This is a genomic window from Dietzia psychralcaliphila (assembly GCF_003096095.1).
GTDB lineage: Bacteria > Actinomycetota > Actinomycetes > Mycobacteriales > Mycobacteriaceae > Dietzia > Dietzia psychralcaliphila.
The window spans coordinates 1304048-1320290 of the sequence record NZ_CP015453.1 but is presented as its reverse complement, the minus strand read 5'-3'; the positions used below and the strand labels follow the sequence as shown (position 1 = coordinate 1320290).

The following is a 16243-nucleotide window of genomic DNA, read 5'->3' as shown; positions in this document are numbered from 1 at the left end:
CGCGCCAGACCGGCGTGCCCCCTGTGGCCAGCCGATACGCTGACCGCATGATCGCAGTCCCACACCGCCCCGACGTCACCCGGCGTGCACGGTCCGGCACGGCTGCGGCCGTCGCCCTCCTGCTCGCATTCCTCGTCAGCGTCGCCGGGTGGGCCACCCCGTCCGCGTCTGCCGAACCGCCGTCCCGGCTACAACAGCAGGTCACCGACACCGCCGGAGTGCTGGGAGCCGACACCGGCGCGGTGGAGAGCAGGCTCGCGGAGCTCCGCTCGACGGACGACATCCAGCTCTGGGTGACGTTCGTCGACAGCTTCGACGGCGTACCCGTCCAGCAGTGGGCGCAGGAGACCGCACGTCTGTCGGACCTGGGGGCCTCTGACGTGTTGCTCGCGGTGGCCGTCCAGGACGGGGCTTACTGGTTCGAGTCCGATGACCAGCGATCCGACCAGCGCATCGCCGACCGGGACATCGAACCGCAGTTGGCGGATGGCGACTGGGCCGGCGCGGCGATCGCTGCCGCCGACGGGCTCGAACGACAGGGCTCCGGTTCCGGGCTCTCCGGCGGGGCACTGCTGGCCATCATCGCCGCGATCGTGGCCGTGGTGGCAGTGATCCTGCTGGTCAGCCGCCGCCGACGGTCCACTCGTACCGCCCGGCAGGCCGAGTCCGCCCGCGAGATACCGGGCGATGACACGGCCCGGATGTCCGCGCTGCCGGTGGACGTTCTCGACGCACGCGCCAGGGCCGGTCTGGTCGAGGCCGACCAGGCCGTGGACACTTCCACGACCGCGCTCGATACCGCCGCCGGGGAGTTCGGCGAGATGCGGACTCGGCCGTTCCGAGCCGCCCTCGACGCCGCGCGGGTCGAGGTCGCCGCCGCGCACTCGCTGATCCAACGGCTCGACGACGACATCCCGGAGACCCCGGACCAGCGGCGGGCGATGTTGCTCGAGGTGGCCGCCCGGGCCGAGCGCGCCGAACGCGGACTCGAGGGCCAGTCCACGGCGTTCGCCGAGATGCGGGACCTGCTGATCAACGGCGCCGCCTCGGTCGACGCCCTGACCCGCCGCGCGGTCTCCCTGCGCGCCCGCATCCCTGCCGCCGAGGAGTCGATGGCGGACCTGCGAGCGCGCTTCCCCGCGGCCGTGCTCGCCTCGATCGAGGACAACCTGACGATCGCCGGCCAGCTGCTGGACGCCGCCGAATCCGAGACCTCCCGCGCCCGCACAGCCCTCGCCCGGCCGGTGGGCGAACAGGCCGAGGCCGTGGACGCGATCGGCTCAGCCGAAGAAGAACTGTCGCGCGCCGAGAAGCTGGTCGACGGCGTGGACCACGCCGCCGACGACATCGCCACCGCCCGGCGCGAGCTCCACGCGCTGGTCGCAGAGGTAGACGAGGAACTGACCATGGCCGCCCGACTGCTGCGGTCCCCCGACCTCGGCCGGAGCGGCCAGAAACTGACCGAGGCGGCCTCCGCCGCACGCGACGCCCTCGACCGTGCCCGCCGCGTCGGAGAGAACGACCCGCTGGGGAGCTTCTCCGATCTGGTGGACGTGGACCGTGATCTCGACGAGGCGCTGGCCGCCGCAGGGCACGAGGCCGAGACGGCCCACCGCGCCCGGGCCGCGCGTCAGGCCGCCATCACCCGGGCGCACGGCGCGGTGCGGGAGGCGGACGACTACATCGGCAGTCGCTCCTATGTGATCGGCCAGGCCGCACGGACGCGTCTCGCCGCCGCCAAGGAGTCACTGGCCACGGCCGAGTCCACCGCCGGGCCGGCCGCGTTCCCCGCCGCCGACCGCGCCCTGAAACTCGCCCGCGAGGCGCTGAGGCACGCACAGAACGACGCCTCCCGGCCGCAGTACACCGGCGGATACGGAGGCCGCGGCGGTTACGGCGGTTACGGCGGTCGAGGCCGGGGCGGCTCCAACACCGGCGCGATGGTCGGCGGCATGGTCGCCGGCGCACTGATCCAGGGGATGCTCCGCGGAGGCGGTTCCGGGTTCGGATCCTCCCGCGGATTCGGAGGCGGCGGCTTCGGCGGCGGCGGTGGCGGCTTCGGTGGCGGCGGCGGCTTCGGTGGCGGCGGCGCGGGCGGGCGGTTCTGAGCGCCATGACCCGTCGCCGAAAGCTCGCCGTGGCCGTGCTGATCGTCCTGGCCCTCTTGGCCGCGGCGCTGGTGGCGGTGGGCACCTGGTACCGGCCGATGCTGCTCACCGGGACCGGGTACGCCGCGCACAACGCCTGCGCGATCCACTTCCTCACCGACCGCGACGACCCGGAGTCAGACCTACCGCCCAACCCGCTGGTGCCGCTGCTGCGGACCGAGATCGACGACTCCGAGGGATGGGCGCGGTCCTCCGTCCTCGGGGTCGCCTTTGCCCAGCAGGCCTGGGCCTCGGAGTACGGATGCGCGGTGGGCGACGGCCGCGCCGAGGGTTCCGAGTACACCTCGCTCGTCCGGCCGGCGGAGGACGGCGGCGCCGAGGGCATCCGCCTGCCGCAGGCCAGCGATGTCCCGGCCGAGGTCGGCGCCGCACTCGACCAGGCCGCCGGGCAGGAGGGCACGCGCGGCCTCGTCGCGGTCCACCGGGGCGAGGTACTGGACGAGTGGTACGCCGACGGCTTCGGGCCGGACACCCGACAGCTCGGGTGGTCCATGGCCAAGAGCGTGGCGGCCACGCTGGTGGGCCGGGCGAAGGTCGAGTTCCCGGATGCCGACCTCGATCCCGGGAGCACCGCCCTGCGCCCCGAGTGGACCGACGAGCGAGCGCGCATCTCCCTCGACAACCTGCTGCGCATGACCTCCGGGCTCGAGTGGGACGAGGACTACGACCTGGGAACTCCCATCACCGAGATGCTCTTCGCCGAACCCGACATGGCCGCATTCGCCGCTGCCCAACCGCTCGCACACGAACCCGGGACCTTCCGCCAGTACTCGTCGGGCACGACCAACATCGTGTGCGACCTGCTGCACGAGCGCACCGGCCTCGGGCCCGAGATGGCCGACCGCCTGCTGTTCGGCCCGCTCGGGATGACCAGTGCGGTCCTCGAGGCCGACGCCTCCGGCCGGTCGGTGTGCAGCTCCTACCTGTGGGCCACGCCGCGGGACTGGGCGCGGTTCGGACAGTTCACGCTGGATGACGGCGAGGTGGACGGTCGCCAACTGCTCCCGGCGGGATGGATGGAGTACGCGACGAGCGTCGTCCCGGCCGGCGGAGAGCCCGAACCCTACGGCGCGCAGTGGTGGCTCAACGATGCCGGCGACGGTTCCCCACTGCGACTGCCCGGCATACGCTCGGACGCCTACTGGGCCTCGGGCCACGACGGGCAATACATCGTGGTGGTCCCGTCCGCCGACCTCGTGGTGGTGCGAACCGGGTTCTCCCCCGGCGGGTCCATCGGCGCGCTCGGCATCGAGGACCTGGTTGGCGACCTCACCCGGGCGGTGAGCTGACCGGGAGCTCGTCGCTCGACCTGTCAACGCCAGGTGGCCTCTCGTGCCCGTGCGTTCGCGGACGGACCTGTCGCGCTCAGTCGGCGTCGCCGCTTCCGCTATGGGTGGCGATGAGTGCCACCGGGACGGACACAACGCCTTTGATCAGCGGTGCTATCCCTTCGACGTGTCGCCGGAATCGATCTGTCTCCACCCATGATTCCTTGGCTTCCGCGGACCGGAACCGTGTGACCACGATCAGACTGGCTCCATCCCGGGTTCGATAGACCTCGTTGCCACGCCAGCCGTGGGAGGCTGCCTCCGCTCTCATGTCCTGCATTTCGTCGATCTGAAAGGCAGCAAGCGCGTCGATACCGCCTTCGACAGGGGTGAACGTATTGATCAGAATGAATGGGCTGTGCTTCTGTGAACCGGTCATGGGGACCTTTCCTCCTCGGGTTGATCGGATCACGGCCGGGCGGCCGCGATCAGTTCGGGAACGGGCGGTCCGAACGGGCGTCGGTGAGTACGCCGGCCCACCACTCCAGCTCGGCCAGGGTGACCTTCAGCCGCTCGGTCACGGACTCATCAGGGGCGAAGCGGCTGGCGTCGTCCAGGTGTTGCCACGGGGCCGGCAGGCCCAGGCATCGCCGGGTGGTGACCATGTTCAGCTCTGCCAGCACTCCTCGCAGGTGCTCGATGGCGGAGTACCCACCCTGGACTCCGTAGGCCACGATGGTGGCGGGCTTGAGCTTCCATTCGCCGTAGTGCCAGTCGATGAGCCGCTTGAGCGATGCGGGATACGAGTGGTTGTACTCGGGGGTGACGAACACGAACGCCTCTGCGGCGTCAATGCGCGCGGCTACCTCGCTCCTGGGCCCGCCGCCGGGGTAGAGCTGACTGTCGTCGGGCAAGGTGATCTGAGCAAGGTCGATCACGTCGGCCTCGATGCCACTGCTGCGCTCGAGGGTGGTGACGACCCAGTCGGCGATGGTCGGGCCCACCCGTCCGTCGCGGACGCTGGAGGAGACCACTGCGACCCGTGTCGGGCCGCGCGTGGGGTTGACGAAATGCTCGCTGTTCGGTGGTGTCTGCGTGGTCATGTCCACCACACTGAGGGTTGAACATATGTTGAAGTCAAGGCCCGGTCGTACCCGAAGGTGAGAACCATGACGTTCACTGCATCTCAACCGACTGCCGGTTCTGAAGCGTCTGCCACGGGCTTGATCACCGTTGGTGACGTCGCCGCACGTAGCGGAGTTGCGCCGTCGGCCGTGCGGTTCTACGACAACCACGGCGTGATCAACGCGGTCCGCACCGCGAGCAATCAACGTCGCTTCGACGAGTCCGCCGCCTGCCGCATCCAGATCGCCAAGCTGGCCCAGCGCGTCGGTCTGACCGTCCGGGAAATCGCGGAACTGCTCGGCCCGCTGCCCGCGACGCCGGAGCCCGAGGACTGGAATCGTGTCGCCGACATGCTCATCTCCCAGGCTGAGCAGCGTGTCGCCGACCTCCGAGCTCAACTGGACGCACTCGGGTCGGACGCCAAGCTCTGCGAGATCGGCGCGCGTGTGGAGCACTGAACGCCTGACTCGGCACGCAACAGATTGAGTCCAACGGCTCGTCAACGGCGAGCATCGAAGTGCTGGTGGTCCGGACGTGGTTCTCCGCGCAGGCGAACAGGCGGGACAACCGGGCGGGACTCAGCCCCAGGCCGCCTGGATCCCGGCGCTCGCCCGGTCGATTCGCTCAAGCCGGCTCTCGGTGTACAGGGCCACCTGGTCCACGATCACGCGCATCCGCGCCGCGTCGTCCGGCGCCGCGTCCCACAGCGGTCGGAGTACCGCGTCGAGTCCGGCCGGCGCCGAGTGGGCCAGGTACTCGGCCACCCGGTGGATGCGATCGCGCTGACGGTCCTGACGGGCCCGGTGCCCCGGGTCGCTCATGACGTACCGCACGGCCATGGTCTTGAGCATCACCACCTCGGCCTCCACGTGGACCGGCACCTCGAGGTCGGCGCTGTACCGCCCGTGAGGCACCTCGCCGTGCACCTCGCGGGTGGTGTGGATGGCGGGCATGACGAACCGCCCGACCAGCTGGCTGGTGAGGGCCTTGAGGGCGACCGCTCCGGCGAAGGTGTCCTCGAAGGGCTGCACGGCGCGGACGGCGTCGAGCGCGCCGAGCCGTCCGCCCGCCTCGCGCAGTTGGTCCGCGTCGGGCCCGCGGAACTCCCGCGCGCCCAGTTCGGCCAGTGCCGAGACCTCCGACGGGTCGGTCAGCGACCGCAGGTCCAGCCTGCCGGCCACGATCGCGTCCTCCACGTCGTGGACCGAGTAGGCCACGTCGTCGGAGAAGTCCATGATCTGTGCCTCCAGGCACCGTGTGTCCCCGGGCGCACCCTCGCGGATCCAGGCGAGTGTTTCCGCGTCATCGGGGTAGGCGCCGAACTTGGTGGTGCCCTCTCGCGGCAGCCACGGGTACTTGGTGGCGGCGTCCAGCGCGGCACGGGTGAGGTTGAGCCCGACCCCGCGACCGTCCGCGTCGACGACCTTGGGTTCCAGTCGCGTCAGGATCCGCACGGTCTGGGCGTTTCCCTCGTAGCCCCCGAAGCCTCTGGCGACCTCGTCCAGGGCACGCTCACCGTTGTGGCCGTAGGGCGGATGCCCGATGTCGTGGCTCAATCCCGCCAGGTCGGCGAGGTCGGGATCGCAGCCCAGCCCGGCGGCGATGCTGCGGGAGATCTGCGCGACCTCGAGCGAGTGCGTGAGGCGTGTCCGTGGGGTGTCACCGTCCCCGGGTCCTACCACCTGCGTCTTGTCGGCGAGACGCCGCAGGGCCGCCGAGTGCAGGACACGGGCGCGATCCCGTTCGAACGGGCTGCGCTCACTCGCCGTCCCCTGCGCCCGGCCGGGCCCCTCACCAACCCGGCGCTCGGCGTCTGCAGCGTCGTACGCGTACCCCGTCATGCGCGTCTCCTGTCGGGCGAGTGCGCCCCGTCGTCGTCGGTCCCGGCCGGGCCGGTCCGGTGGTATCGGCGGATCAGCCGGGGAAGTCCACGTCGGTGCCGACGATCCGGTGGTACTGGTACCAGAGCACCGCGCCGGTCTCCCTGATGATGCTCAGGATCTGGTTCTCCCGGGTCCACACCGCGGGCCCCTGCCTGGTCGGCGAGGTCCACGCGTCCAGACCGGCGTCCCGGGCCATCATCCGCGATCGGTACGAATGGGTGGGATCGCTGACCAGCACCACGGACCCACCTCCCTGGTCACGGACCGTCAGCGCCACGGCGTCCAGACTGCCGACCGTGTTGGTGCCGGTCTCGACCGCCAGGATCGCGGTGGGTGGCACCCCGAGCTCGGTCAGGTACGCGCGACCCGCACCGGCCTCCGTGAAGCGGTCCCCCGGCTGGTTACCGCCGACCGTGATGATCTGGGGTGCGACACCCTCCTCGTACAGGGTGGCGGCGTGCTCGAGTCGGGACTGGAAGACCGGGGTGGGGACACCGTCGTACTGGGCCGCGCCCAGGACGACGATCGCGTCCGCCGTCGTGCGGTCGTCCACCCGCGCAACGTGCCACACACGGAACGCGATGAAGCCGGGGACGACGAGACACAGGAGCAGTGCGATGACCAGGAGCCACCCGATGGCCCTGGACACCGCCCGCAGCGGGGACCGGGATCTGTTCACCCGACCAGTGTGCCAGCGCCGGCTTAGCAGCCGATGAGCCGCTGCGCGAGGTACCCCTCGACCTGATCGATAGCCACCCGCTCCTGCGACATGGTGTCCCGCTCACGGATGGTGACTGCCTGGTCGTCGAGCGTGTCGAAGTCCACGGTGATGCAGAACGGGGTGCCGATCTCGTCGTGGCGGCGGTAACGTCGGCCGATCGCCTGCGCATCGTCGAAGTCCACGTTCCAACTCTTCCGCAGTTGGGCGGCCAGATCCCGGGCCTTCGGGGACAGGTCGGCGTTCCGCGAGAGCGGCAGCACAGCGGCCTTGAACGGTGCGAGGCGCCGGTCCAGCTTGAGGACGGTGCGGGTGTCGACTCCGCCCTTGGCGTTGGGTGCCTCGTCCTCGGTGTAGGCGTCGATGAGGAACGCCATCAGCGACCGGGTCAGGCCGAAGCTCGGTTCGATGACGTACGGAACGTACTTCTCGCCCGAGGCCTGGTCGAAGTACTGCAGGTCCTCACCGGAGTGGGTCTGGTGCTGCGTGAGGTCGTAATCCGTACGGTTGGCGATGCCCATGAGCTCGCCCCAGCCGCTACCGGAGAATCCGAAGTTGTACTCGAAGTCGATCGTGCCGGCCGAGTAGTGGGCGCGCTCGTCGTCCGGGACGTCGAAGCGACGCATGTTCGCCGGGTCGATCCCCAGGTCCACGAACCAGTCCCAGCAGTCCTCGACCCAGCGCGTGAAGTGCTCGTTCGCCTCATCAGGCTTAACGAAGTACTCGATCTCCATCTGCTCGAACTCGCGGGTGCGGAAGATGAAGTTGCCGGGCGTGATCTCGTTGCGGAACGCCTTGCCGATCTGACCGATGCCGAACGGCGGCTTGCGCCGGGCGGTGGTCATGACGTTCTTGTAGTTGACGAAGATGCCCTGGGCGGTCTCCGGGCGCAGGTAGTGCAGGCCCGTCTCGTTGTCCACGGGGCCGAGGAAGGTCTTCATCAGACCCGAGAACAGCTGTGGTTCGGTCCACATGCCCTTGTTGCCGCAGTTCGGGCAGGCGATGTCGGCCATCGGCACATCGGTCGGGGTGTCCAACTTCTTCTTGGCCGCATAGGCCTCCTGCAGGTGGTCCTGGCGCAGGCGCGTGTGGCAGGACTGGCACTCGACGAGCGGGTCGGTGAAGGTCTCGACGTGGCCGGAGGCCTCCCACACCTTGCGGGGCAGGATGATCGACGAGTCCAGACCCACGACGTCCTCGCGGCCGGTGACGAAGGTCCGCCACCACTGCTTCTTGATGTTGTCCTTGAGCTCCACGCCCAGCGGACCGTAGTCCCACGCCGAACGGGTTCCGCCGTAGATCTCGCCACACTGGTACACCAGTCCCCGGCGCTTGCAGAGGTTGACGACGGTGTCGATGACGGACGCTGAGGATGCCACGTCGGGGGTTCTCCCTTTGGTGAGTCGGTTGGCGGAGGTGTCGTGGTGGACGACCTCGGCGCGGGCCGGCGCCCGCGGCACTTCCCACCAGGGTATCCGGTCCACCCCGGCGGTCTGGGATACTGGGGTCCCCACCCGACACGGCGCCGGTCCCCACCGCGCCCGGAAGGTTGCGCCAATGGCATCCGGACCCGAGTCCCCGGCCGACCCCGGGCCTGCCGCGGACATCCACGACCCCGGCCCCCACGCCGATCCCGTGCCGCTGCCACCGCAGCACGTGGTCTCGGCCGCTGGCGAGTTGCTCCGTGCGCTGTCGGCGCCGTTGCGTATCGCGATAGTGCTGCAGCTCCGCGAGGGGCCGCGCTGCGTCCACGAGTTGGTGGACGCCCTGGGGGTCGCGCAGCCGCTGGTGAGTCAGCATCTCCGGGTCCTCAAGTCGTCCAACGTCGTCTCGGCACACCGGCGGGGACGCGAGATCCGCTACGAGTTGCTCGACGACCACCTGTTGCACATCGTCGAGGCGGCCGTCGGGCACGCCGGTGAGGAGTAGGGACGTGTCCACACCAGACAAGGCGATCGGCGTGCGCTCGACCCGTCAACGCAGTGCCATCTCCGCGCTGCTCGACGAATCCAAGGGGTTCCGCTCGGCCCAGGATCTCCATGCCGAACTCCGCGACCGCGGCGACGCCATCGGACTGACCACCGTCTACCGGACCCTGCAGTCGATGTCCGACGCCGGAGCGGTCGACGTGCTGCGCACCGACTCCGGAGAGTTGATCTTCCGGAAGTGCTCCGACTCGCACCACCATCACCTGGTGTGCCGGGTGTGCGGATTCACGGTGGAGGTCGAGGAACCGGGAGTGGAGACGTGGGCGCACCGCGCCGGCGGGGCCCACGGTTTCACCGAGGTGACCCACACCGTCGAGTTGTTCGGCCTGTGCGAGGCGTGTGTCGCCGCCCGGCGGGACGGGTCGGCGGGGATCGCCGACTGACCCCAGGGTGCGCTGTCGGCGGTGGGGCCGGGGTGCTCAGGCTGTCGCTGGGCATCGCGCCGCGGTGTCCGCAGCGGGCGGTCACTACTGATCACATTTCCGCTGGAAATCTGCCGCCGAATGGCTCGACTACGACCACTCGACGACAGCGCGAGGCGGAGAGGGGCGAGGCGGGGCGGCGCGGCGCGGGCTCGGCCGCGAACCAGGGAGGAGGGTCAGGCCCCGGCCACTCCCCCGAATCGCCTGTCCCTCTCCGCGTACTCGAGGCAGGCCGCCCACAGGTCCCGTCGGTCGAAGTCGGGGAACAGCGTGTCCTGGAAGACGAACTCGGCGTAGGCGCTCTGCCACAGCAGGAAGTTGGAGGTACGCAGCTCACCGGACGGCCGCAGGAAGAGGTCGACGTCCGGCATATCCGGCTCGTCGAGGTAGCGGGCGAAGTTCTCCTCGGTGAGGTCGTCGGCCGAGACCTCCCCCGCGGCGACCCGACGCGCGAAGTCGCGCGCCGCGTCGACGATCTCCGCACGGCCGCCGTAGTTGACGCACATCGCCAACGTCATGACCGTGTTGTCGCGGGTGAGCTCCTCGGCCTCCTCGAGCTCTGAGATGACCGACTTCCACAACTTGGGGCGTCGGCCGGCCCAGCGGACCCGCACCCCCAGCTCGTGCATCTCGTCGCGACGGCGGCGGAGCACGTCCCGGTTGAAGCCCATGAGGAAACGGACCTCCTCGGGGCTGCGCTTCCAGTTCTCCGTGGAGAACGCGTACGCGGACAGGTACGGGACACCGATCTCGATGCACCCCTGGACCACGTCCATGAGTACCGCCTCGCCACGCTTGTGCCCCTCGGTGCGGGGCAGTCCCTGCTCCTGGGCCCAGCGTCCGTTGCCGTCCATCACCAGTGCGACGTGGCGTGGAACGAACTCCGAGGGGATCGCGGGCGGGCACTCACCCGACGGGTGCGGAGTGGGCGGCCGCACGGTCACCGGCGCGGCGCCGCCCTTCGTCGCGGCGCGCTTACGGAATCTGGGTAGTCCGGGCACGGGACTCCTCAACGGTTTCGGAGGGACGGGGTACGACGGGAACTGAGTCGACGAGAACTGGGTCGACAGGACGGGGGTCGACGGGACGGGGCTCGACGGGAACAGGGTCGACCGTCCCGCGATCGACCAGCGGCAGGCTGCGCAGGTCGCGTTCGAGATGCCACTGCAGGTGTGCGGCGGCGATCCCGGAGGCCTGGCGGACGACGGCCGGGGACGAGACGGTCACGGCGTCCCAGTCCCCACCCAACAGCGCCGACAGGTGCTCGGCGACACCGGGGGAGAGCATGGCACACCCCTGCGGCCTGCAGTGCACACACACGGTCCCCCCGGATGCGACGTGGAACGCCCGGTGCGGACCCACCACTCCGCAGCTCACACAGCAGTCCAGGACCGGTTCCCAGCCGGACGCGGCCATGGCACGTAGGAGGAACGCGTCGGCGACGAGTCCCGGCGGGCGACGGTGTTCGGCCAGGGAGCGGAGGGCGCCGACGGCGAGGCCGAGCAGTCTCGGCGTGGGTGCGCCCTCCTCCCCTGCCAGCCGCTCCGCGGTCTCCAGCACCACGCACCCGGAGGTGTAGGCCGGGTAGTCCGCCACGAGAGGCCGTGCCAGTGACTCCCGGCTCGACGCCTGCCTCACGGTGCCCAGACCACTCCGGCCACGACCCGGTGCGATCTGTACTTCCACCACGGCGAACGGCTCGAGGCTGGCGCCCATCCGCGAGCGGGTACGGCGGACTGCGCGGGCGACTGCCCTGACCAACCCGTGGTGTTCGGTGAGCAGGGTGACGATCCGGTCGGCCTCGCCGAGGTCGTAGGTACGCACGACGAGGCCGCTGTCGGTGAACGGGTGCATCCGGACCTCCTCCCGATGCTCGACGGGCTGGTGTGCGCAACTGGTATGCGACGAACGACCATTGTCCCACCCGACGGCGCGGGCCGCCGGGACGCGTCCGACGGCGATCCTGCACCCACGGGCCTGCGAACCCGCCGGGCAAGACCTGTTCCGGAAACGCGGGTCCAGAATCCCAGTTCTGGAATCCCGGTTCTGGAATCCCGGTTCTAGAAACCCAGCCGCCCGAGCATCTTCGGGTCGCGCTGCCATTCCTTGAGAACCTTGACGTGGAGGTCCAGGTACACCTTGGTTCCCAGGAGTTGTTCGATACCCGCCCGGGCCTGGGTGCCCACCTCACGCATACGCGAGCCGCCCTTGCCCAGGACGATCGCCTTCTGGCTCTGCCGCTCCACGTAGACCGTGGCATGGACGTCCACCATGTCGTCGCGGCCCTCATGCGGCAGCACCTCCTCGATCGACACGGCGATCGAGTGGGGCAGCTCGTCCCGCACGCCCTCGAGGGCGGCCTCGCGGATGAGCTCGGACATCCGGGACTCGTCGGACTCCTCGGTGATCACATCGTCGGGGTAGAACCGCGGCCCCTCGGGCAGCAGCGAGGCGATGAGGTCCGCCACCACATCCACCTGTTCGCCGGACGCGGCCGACACCGGGACGACCTCCGAGTCCGGCCCGAGGAGCGTGGAGACCGCGACCAACTGCTCCATCATCCTCGGCTTGAAGACGGTGTCGATCTTGGTGACCAGGCCCAGGATCGGGGTGGTGGGGCAGAGTTTGCGCACCTGCTCGAGGATCCAGCGGTCGCCGGGGCCGATCCGCTCCCCCGCCGGGATGCACAACCCGATCAGGTCGACGTCGGAGTAGGTCTCCTCCACCAGCGCGTTCAACCGCTCGCCGAGCAGGGTGCGCGGTCGGTGCAGTCCCGGGGTGTCGACCAGGATGATCTGGGCGTCCGGGCGGTGGACCAGCCCGCGGATCGCGTGCCGGGTGGTCTGGGGACGCGAGGAGGTGATGGCGATCTTCTCACCCACCAGCGCATTGGTGAGCGTGGACTTGCCGGTGTTCGGCCGACCGACGAAGCTGACGAAACCGCTCCGGAAGCCCTCGGGGGTGGTCATCGGTTCTCCTCGTCGTCGTTCTCGTGTGTGCCGTCGGCGGCGGAGTCGGTCCGTTCGGCCACCACGGTGACCACCTTGACCCGGCCGCGGCGGTCGTGCCCGCCCTCCGCGCGCAGGTCCAGCCCTGCCGTGACCACGTGCGCACCCGGTAGCGGGACGCGACCGAGTTCGAGCGCCATCAGCCCTCCGATGGTCTCGACCTCCTCGGTCACCTCGTCCGGGAACTCCACGTCGAACAACTCGGCGACCTCGTCCAGCCCGAGCCTGGCCGACAGGCGGTGCCTCCCGTCCTCCATCTCCTCGACGGGGGGTACCTCAGTGGTGTCGTACTCGTCCACGATCTCGCCGACGATCTCCTCGAGGATGTCCTCGATGGACACCAGCCCCGCGGTCCCGCCGTACTCGTCGACGAGGATCGCCAGATGGTTGTGGTCCCTCTGCATCTCCGAGAGCAGGTCGTCGATCCTCTTGGCGTCGGGCACGAACACCGCGGGTCGCATCACGTCGGCGACGGGGGCCGCGCGGCCGTCCGGATCGTCCAGACGGGCCACGATGTCCCGGAGGTAGATCACGCCCACCACGTCGTCGGAGTTGTCGCCGGCCACCACCGGGATCCGGGAATAACCGGACTTGACCGTCAACCGCGCGGCCTGGCCGACCGTCTTGTCCGACTCGATCCACACCATCTCGGTCCGCGGGGTCATGACCTCGCGCGCGGTGGTGCCCCCGAGTTCGAACACCGACTGGATCATGCGCGACTCGTCGTCGGCCACGACCCCGCGCTCACGCGCCATGTCCACGATCTCGAGCAGCTCGATCTCCGAGGCGAACGGGCCGTTGCGGAAACCGCGGCCCGGGGTGACGGCGTTGCCGACACCCACCAGGAGGCTGGCGACGGGACCCAGGACGAACCCGAGCACCGCCAGGGGCGTGGAGGCGCCCAGTGCCAGCGAATACGCGTGTTGACGCCCCAGCGTGCGGGGACCGACGCCGGCCACGACGTAGGCCGCGATGGTCGTCACCGCGATCACCCCGACCAGCGCCCAGACCGTGGACTCGATGACCTCGGCAAAGACGACGGTCAGGAGCACGACACCGGAGATCAGGCTCAACAGGTGCAGTAGCACCGCGACGTTGATGTAGCGCGGACGGTTGAGCAGCATCCGGGACAGCCTCTTCGCCCCGTAGCGGGGTTCCTTGGCCATCTCCTCGACCCGGGCCACCGAGACCGTGCTCAGCGCGGCGTCGAGGGCGGCGAAGACACCGGCGACCAGGATGAGAAGTACAGCCGCACCGGCTGTGAGAATCGTCTGGTCCACGGGTCAGGCGTCCGCACGCGGGGCGTCGTCGCGAGGGGCGTCGCGGTGGTCGTACCATTCGCCGAGCAGCTCGTTCTGCAGGCCGAACATCTCACGTTCCTCCGCGGGCTCGGCGTGGTCGTAACCGAGCAGGTGCAGGCACCCGTGCACGGTGAGCAGCGCGAGCTCGTGCGCGAGCGGATGCCCAGAGCTGGCGGCCTGGTCGGCGGCGAACGCCGGGCACAACACGATGTCCCCGAGCATCGCGGGGCCGGGGTCGGGCAGGTCGGGCCGACCCCCCGGGGAGAGCTCGTCCATGGGGAAGCTCATGACGTCGGTGGGACCCGGCAGGTTCATCCACGTCACGTGGAGATCCGCCATGGTGTCCTTGTCCACGAGCGTGATCGACAGCTCCGCGGCCGGGTGGACGTCCATCCGGGCGATCACGAACGCGGCCACGTCGATGAGTTCGGCCTCGTCGACCTCCACGCCCGACTCGTTGGCGACCTCGATACTCATCGGTGGCGGTGCTCCCTGCTCCTGTGGACTGCGGTGGGTTCCTCGCCCCTGTCGAGGCGCTCCTCGTGCTTCGCGTAGGCGTCGACGATCCGGGCCACCAGCGCGTGCCGGACGACGTCGGCGGAGGTGAGCTCCGAGAAGTGGATGTCGGGCACCCCCTTGAGGATGTCGCGCACCACCTTGAGCCCGGAACGCTGCCCGCCCGGGAGGTCGATCTGGGTGATATCCCCCGTCACCACGATCTTCGAGCCGAAGCCGAGGCGGGTCAGGAACATCTTCATCTGCTCGGGCGTGGTGTTCTGTGCCTCGTCGAGGATGATGAACGCGTCGTTGAGCGTGCGACCGCGCATGTAGGCCAGCGGCGCCACCTCGATGACCCCGGCCGCCATGAGCTTGGGGATCGCCTCCGGGTCCATCATGTCGTGCAGCGAGTCGTACAGCGGCCGCAGGTACGGGTCGATCTTCTCGTGCAGGGTGCCGGGCAGATATCCCAGCCGCTCCCCGGCCTCGACCGCGGGGCGGGTGAGGATGATGCGGCTGACGTCCTTGGCCCTCAGCGCGGCGACCGCCTTGGCCATCGCGAGGTAGGTCTTGCCCGTCCCGGCGGGACCGAGCCCGAACACCACCGTGTGGTCGTCGATCGCGTCGACGTACCGCTTCTGCCCCACCGTCTTGGGCCGGATCATGCCCCCGCGTCGGGACAGCACGTCCGTGCCCAGCACCTCCTCAGGCGTCAACGGCCCGGAGTCGGCGAGGATCTCGACCGAGCGTCGCACCGACGCCGGGGTGATCTCCACACCCCGCCTGGCCTGCCGCAGCAGGTCGGAGACCACCCGTGAGGCCTGGTCGACGGCCCCGGGGTCGCCGGAGATGGTCATGGTGCCGCCCCGGACGTGCAGGTCGGCGTCGAGTAGCTCCTCGAGCGCCCTGAGGTTGGCGTCCGCGGCGCCGAGCACCGCCATGGCCAGGTCGGGGTCGAGCTGGACCGCCGTGCGGGAGGGTGAGCCGGCGGGGCCTCGCCGGTCGTCGCCCTGCGTCTCGGCGACCGTGTCGCTCACTGCGTCGTTCTCTGGGGTACCTACGTGGATCACTTCCTGGGTGGTGGTGCGGACGGGTCGAGTGTAGTACCAGCGCGGGCCCATCTCCGCGTGAGAACTCCGAGGGCGCCCAGCGCCACCGCGGCGGCGCTGGAGGTGCGCAGCACCTCGGGACCCAGGACGACGGCGCGGGCCCCGACGTGGGTGAGTGAGTCGATCTCGGCGTCGGAGACGCCGCCCTCGGGCCCGACGACGAGGAGGATCCGCTCCACGGGCCCCGCCGCGGTCACGGCGTCCGCGAATCCGGCGGCTCCGTCCTCGTGCAGCACCAGGACGGCCGCTCCCGCCCCGACCTCGTCGGCCACGAGCGCCGTGAGAGCGGTGGAGTCGAGGAGTCCGCCGATCTCCGGCTCCCACTCCCGCCGGGACTGCTTGGCTGCGGCACGGGCCGCGTTGGCCCACTTCGTGCGGCCCTTGTCGAGCTTGGGCCCCGCCCAGCGGCTCACACACCGGTCCGCCTGCCACGGCACGATCCGGTCCGCCCCGGCCTCCGTGGCCAGCTCCACGGCGAGCTCGGAGCGTTCGGACTTGGGGAGGGCCTGGACGATCGTCACCAGGGGCGTCGGGCGGGCGACCACGTCCAGGGCCAGGACCTCCGCCTCGACCCGGCCGGGTCCCGACGTCAGTACGGTGCAGTCGGCCACCGCGCCACGGCCGTCGCCCACCCGGATGTTCTCCCCGGGCCGCACCCGGAGGGCCGAGCCGGCGTGCCTACCCTCCGTGCCGTCCAGGACGGCCGTCTCGCCGACGGCGGGGACCGTGTCGACCCGGAACAGGGGCGGGGTCAC

17 protein-coding genes are annotated in these 16243 nt (G+C 70.2%); 5 read left to right on the top strand and 12 right to left on the bottom strand.

Translation table 11 applies throughout. From position 1 onward, the window contains the following. Positions 1–47 precede the first annotated feature (47 nt). Both A6048_RS18770 and A6048_RS05935 read left to right on the top strand, forming a co-directional pair. A complete protein-coding gene (locus A6048_RS18770; RefSeq protein WP_107748220.1) occupies positions 48–2108 on the top strand; it encodes a TPM domain-containing protein in 2061 nt (686 codons plus the stop codon). A gap of 5 nt (positions 2109–2113) precedes the next feature. Then, the gene (locus tag A6048_RS05935; protein ID WP_107748219.1) at positions 2114–3457 is read left to right on the top strand and encodes a serine hydrolase domain-containing protein; all 1344 of its coding nucleotides are present in this window, start codon (positions 2114–2116) and stop codon (positions 3455–3457) included. 76 nt (positions 3458–3533) lie between these two features. Here A6048_RS05935 and A6048_RS05930 read toward each other — a convergent pair whose 3' ends face one another. Beyond that, the gene (locus A6048_RS05930) at positions 3534–3875 is read right to left on the bottom strand and encodes a putative quinol monooxygenase (protein WP_107748218.1); all 342 of its coding nucleotides are present in this window, start codon (positions 3873–3875) and stop codon (positions 3534–3536) included. Between the two features lie 49 nt (positions 3876–3924). Next, positions 3925–4539: an NADPH-dependent FMN reductase gene (locus A6048_RS05925; RefSeq protein WP_107748217.1), complete on the bottom strand. Its 615-nt coding sequence runs from the start codon at positions 4537–4539 to the stop codon at positions 3925–3927. A gap of 66 nt (positions 4540–4605) precedes the next feature. Between A6048_RS05925 and A6048_RS05920 the strand changes: the two genes are divergently transcribed. Next, positions 4606–5019: a MerR family DNA-binding transcriptional regulator gene (locus A6048_RS05920; protein WP_107748216.1), complete on the top strand. Its 414-nt coding sequence runs from the start codon at positions 4606–4608 to the stop codon at positions 5017–5019. A 120-nt stretch (positions 5020–5139) separates the two neighbouring features. On the opposite strand, the gene A6048_RS05915 is transcribed toward A6048_RS05920, so the two are convergent. The 3 genes from A6048_RS05915 to A6048_RS05905 all read right to left on the bottom strand — a co-directional run bounded on the left by A6048_RS05915 (position 5140) and on the right by A6048_RS05905 (position 8541). Next, a complete protein-coding gene (locus A6048_RS05915) occupies positions 5140–6402 on the bottom strand; it encodes a deoxyguanosinetriphosphate triphosphohydrolase (protein WP_107748215.1) in 1263 nt (420 codons plus the stop codon). 73 nt (positions 6403–6475) lie between these two features. Beyond that, a complete protein-coding gene (locus A6048_RS05910; protein ID WP_107748214.1) occupies positions 6476–7093 on the bottom strand; it encodes a YdcF family protein in 618 nt (205 codons plus the stop codon). A 53-nt stretch (positions 7094–7146) separates the two neighbouring features. Further along, positions 7147–8541 (bottom strand): glycine--tRNA ligase, encoded by a 1395-nt coding sequence (locus tag A6048_RS05905; protein WP_107748446.1) that lies wholly within the window; start codon positions 8539–8541, stop codon positions 7147–7149. Between the two features lie 178 nt (positions 8542–8719). On the opposite strand from A6048_RS05905, the gene A6048_RS05900 reads away from it, so the two are divergent. Continuing rightward, the gene (locus tag A6048_RS05900; protein WP_107748213.1) at positions 8720–9091 is read left to right on the top strand and encodes an ArsR/SmtB family transcription factor; all 372 of its coding nucleotides are present in this window, start codon (positions 8720–8722) and stop codon (positions 9089–9091) included. Between the two features lie 4 nt (positions 9092–9095). Then, on the top strand, positions 9096–9533 hold the full coding sequence (locus A6048_RS05895) for a Fur family transcriptional regulator (RefSeq protein ID WP_107748212.1): 438 nt from the start codon (positions 9096–9098) through the stop codon (positions 9531–9533). A 215-nt stretch (positions 9534–9748) separates the two neighbouring features. Here A6048_RS05895 and A6048_RS05890 read toward each other — a convergent pair whose 3' ends face one another. The 7 genes from A6048_RS05890 to A6048_RS05860 form a co-directional block, all read right to left on the bottom strand. After that, positions 9749–10516 carry an isoprenyl transferase gene (locus A6048_RS05890; protein WP_107748211.1) on the bottom strand — a complete coding sequence of 256 codons (768 nt, stop codon included), beginning with the start codon at positions 10514–10516 and terminating at the stop codon, positions 9749–9751. A gap of 31 nt (positions 10517–10547) precedes the next feature. Beyond that, on the bottom strand, positions 10548–11426 hold the full coding sequence (gene recO, locus A6048_RS05885) for a DNA repair protein RecO (protein ID WP_107748210.1): 879 nt from the start codon (positions 11424–11426) through the stop codon (positions 10548–10550). A gap of 206 nt (positions 11427–11632) precedes the next feature. After that, positions 11633–12541: a GTPase Era gene (gene era / locus A6048_RS05880; RefSeq protein ID WP_107748209.1), complete on the bottom strand. Its 909-nt coding sequence runs from the start codon at positions 12539–12541 to the stop codon at positions 11633–11635. After that, positions 12538–13860, bottom strand: a complete 1323-nt coding sequence (locus A6048_RS05875) for a hemolysin family protein (protein WP_107748208.1) — start codon at positions 13858–13860, stop codon at positions 12538–12540. Before A6048_RS05875 ends, era begins: the two co-directional genes overlap by 4 nt. 3 nt (positions 13861–13863) lie before the next feature. Beyond that, positions 13864–14358, bottom strand: a complete 495-nt coding sequence (gene ybeY, locus A6048_RS05870) for an rRNA maturation RNase YbeY (protein ID WP_107748207.1) — start codon at positions 14356–14358, stop codon at positions 13864–13866. Further along, complete coding sequence (locus tag A6048_RS05865; RefSeq protein ID WP_107748206.1) at positions 14355–15416, bottom strand: PhoH family protein; 1062 nt, start codon at positions 15414–15416, stop codon at positions 14355–14357. Before A6048_RS05865 ends, ybeY begins: the two co-directional genes overlap by 4 nt. A 29-nt stretch (positions 15417–15445) precedes the next feature. Next, positions 15446–16243, bottom strand: coding sequence for a 16S rRNA (uracil(1498)-N(3))-methyltransferase (locus tag A6048_RS05860; RefSeq protein ID WP_107748205.1), 798 nt, complete (start codon positions 16241–16243; stop codon positions 15446–15448).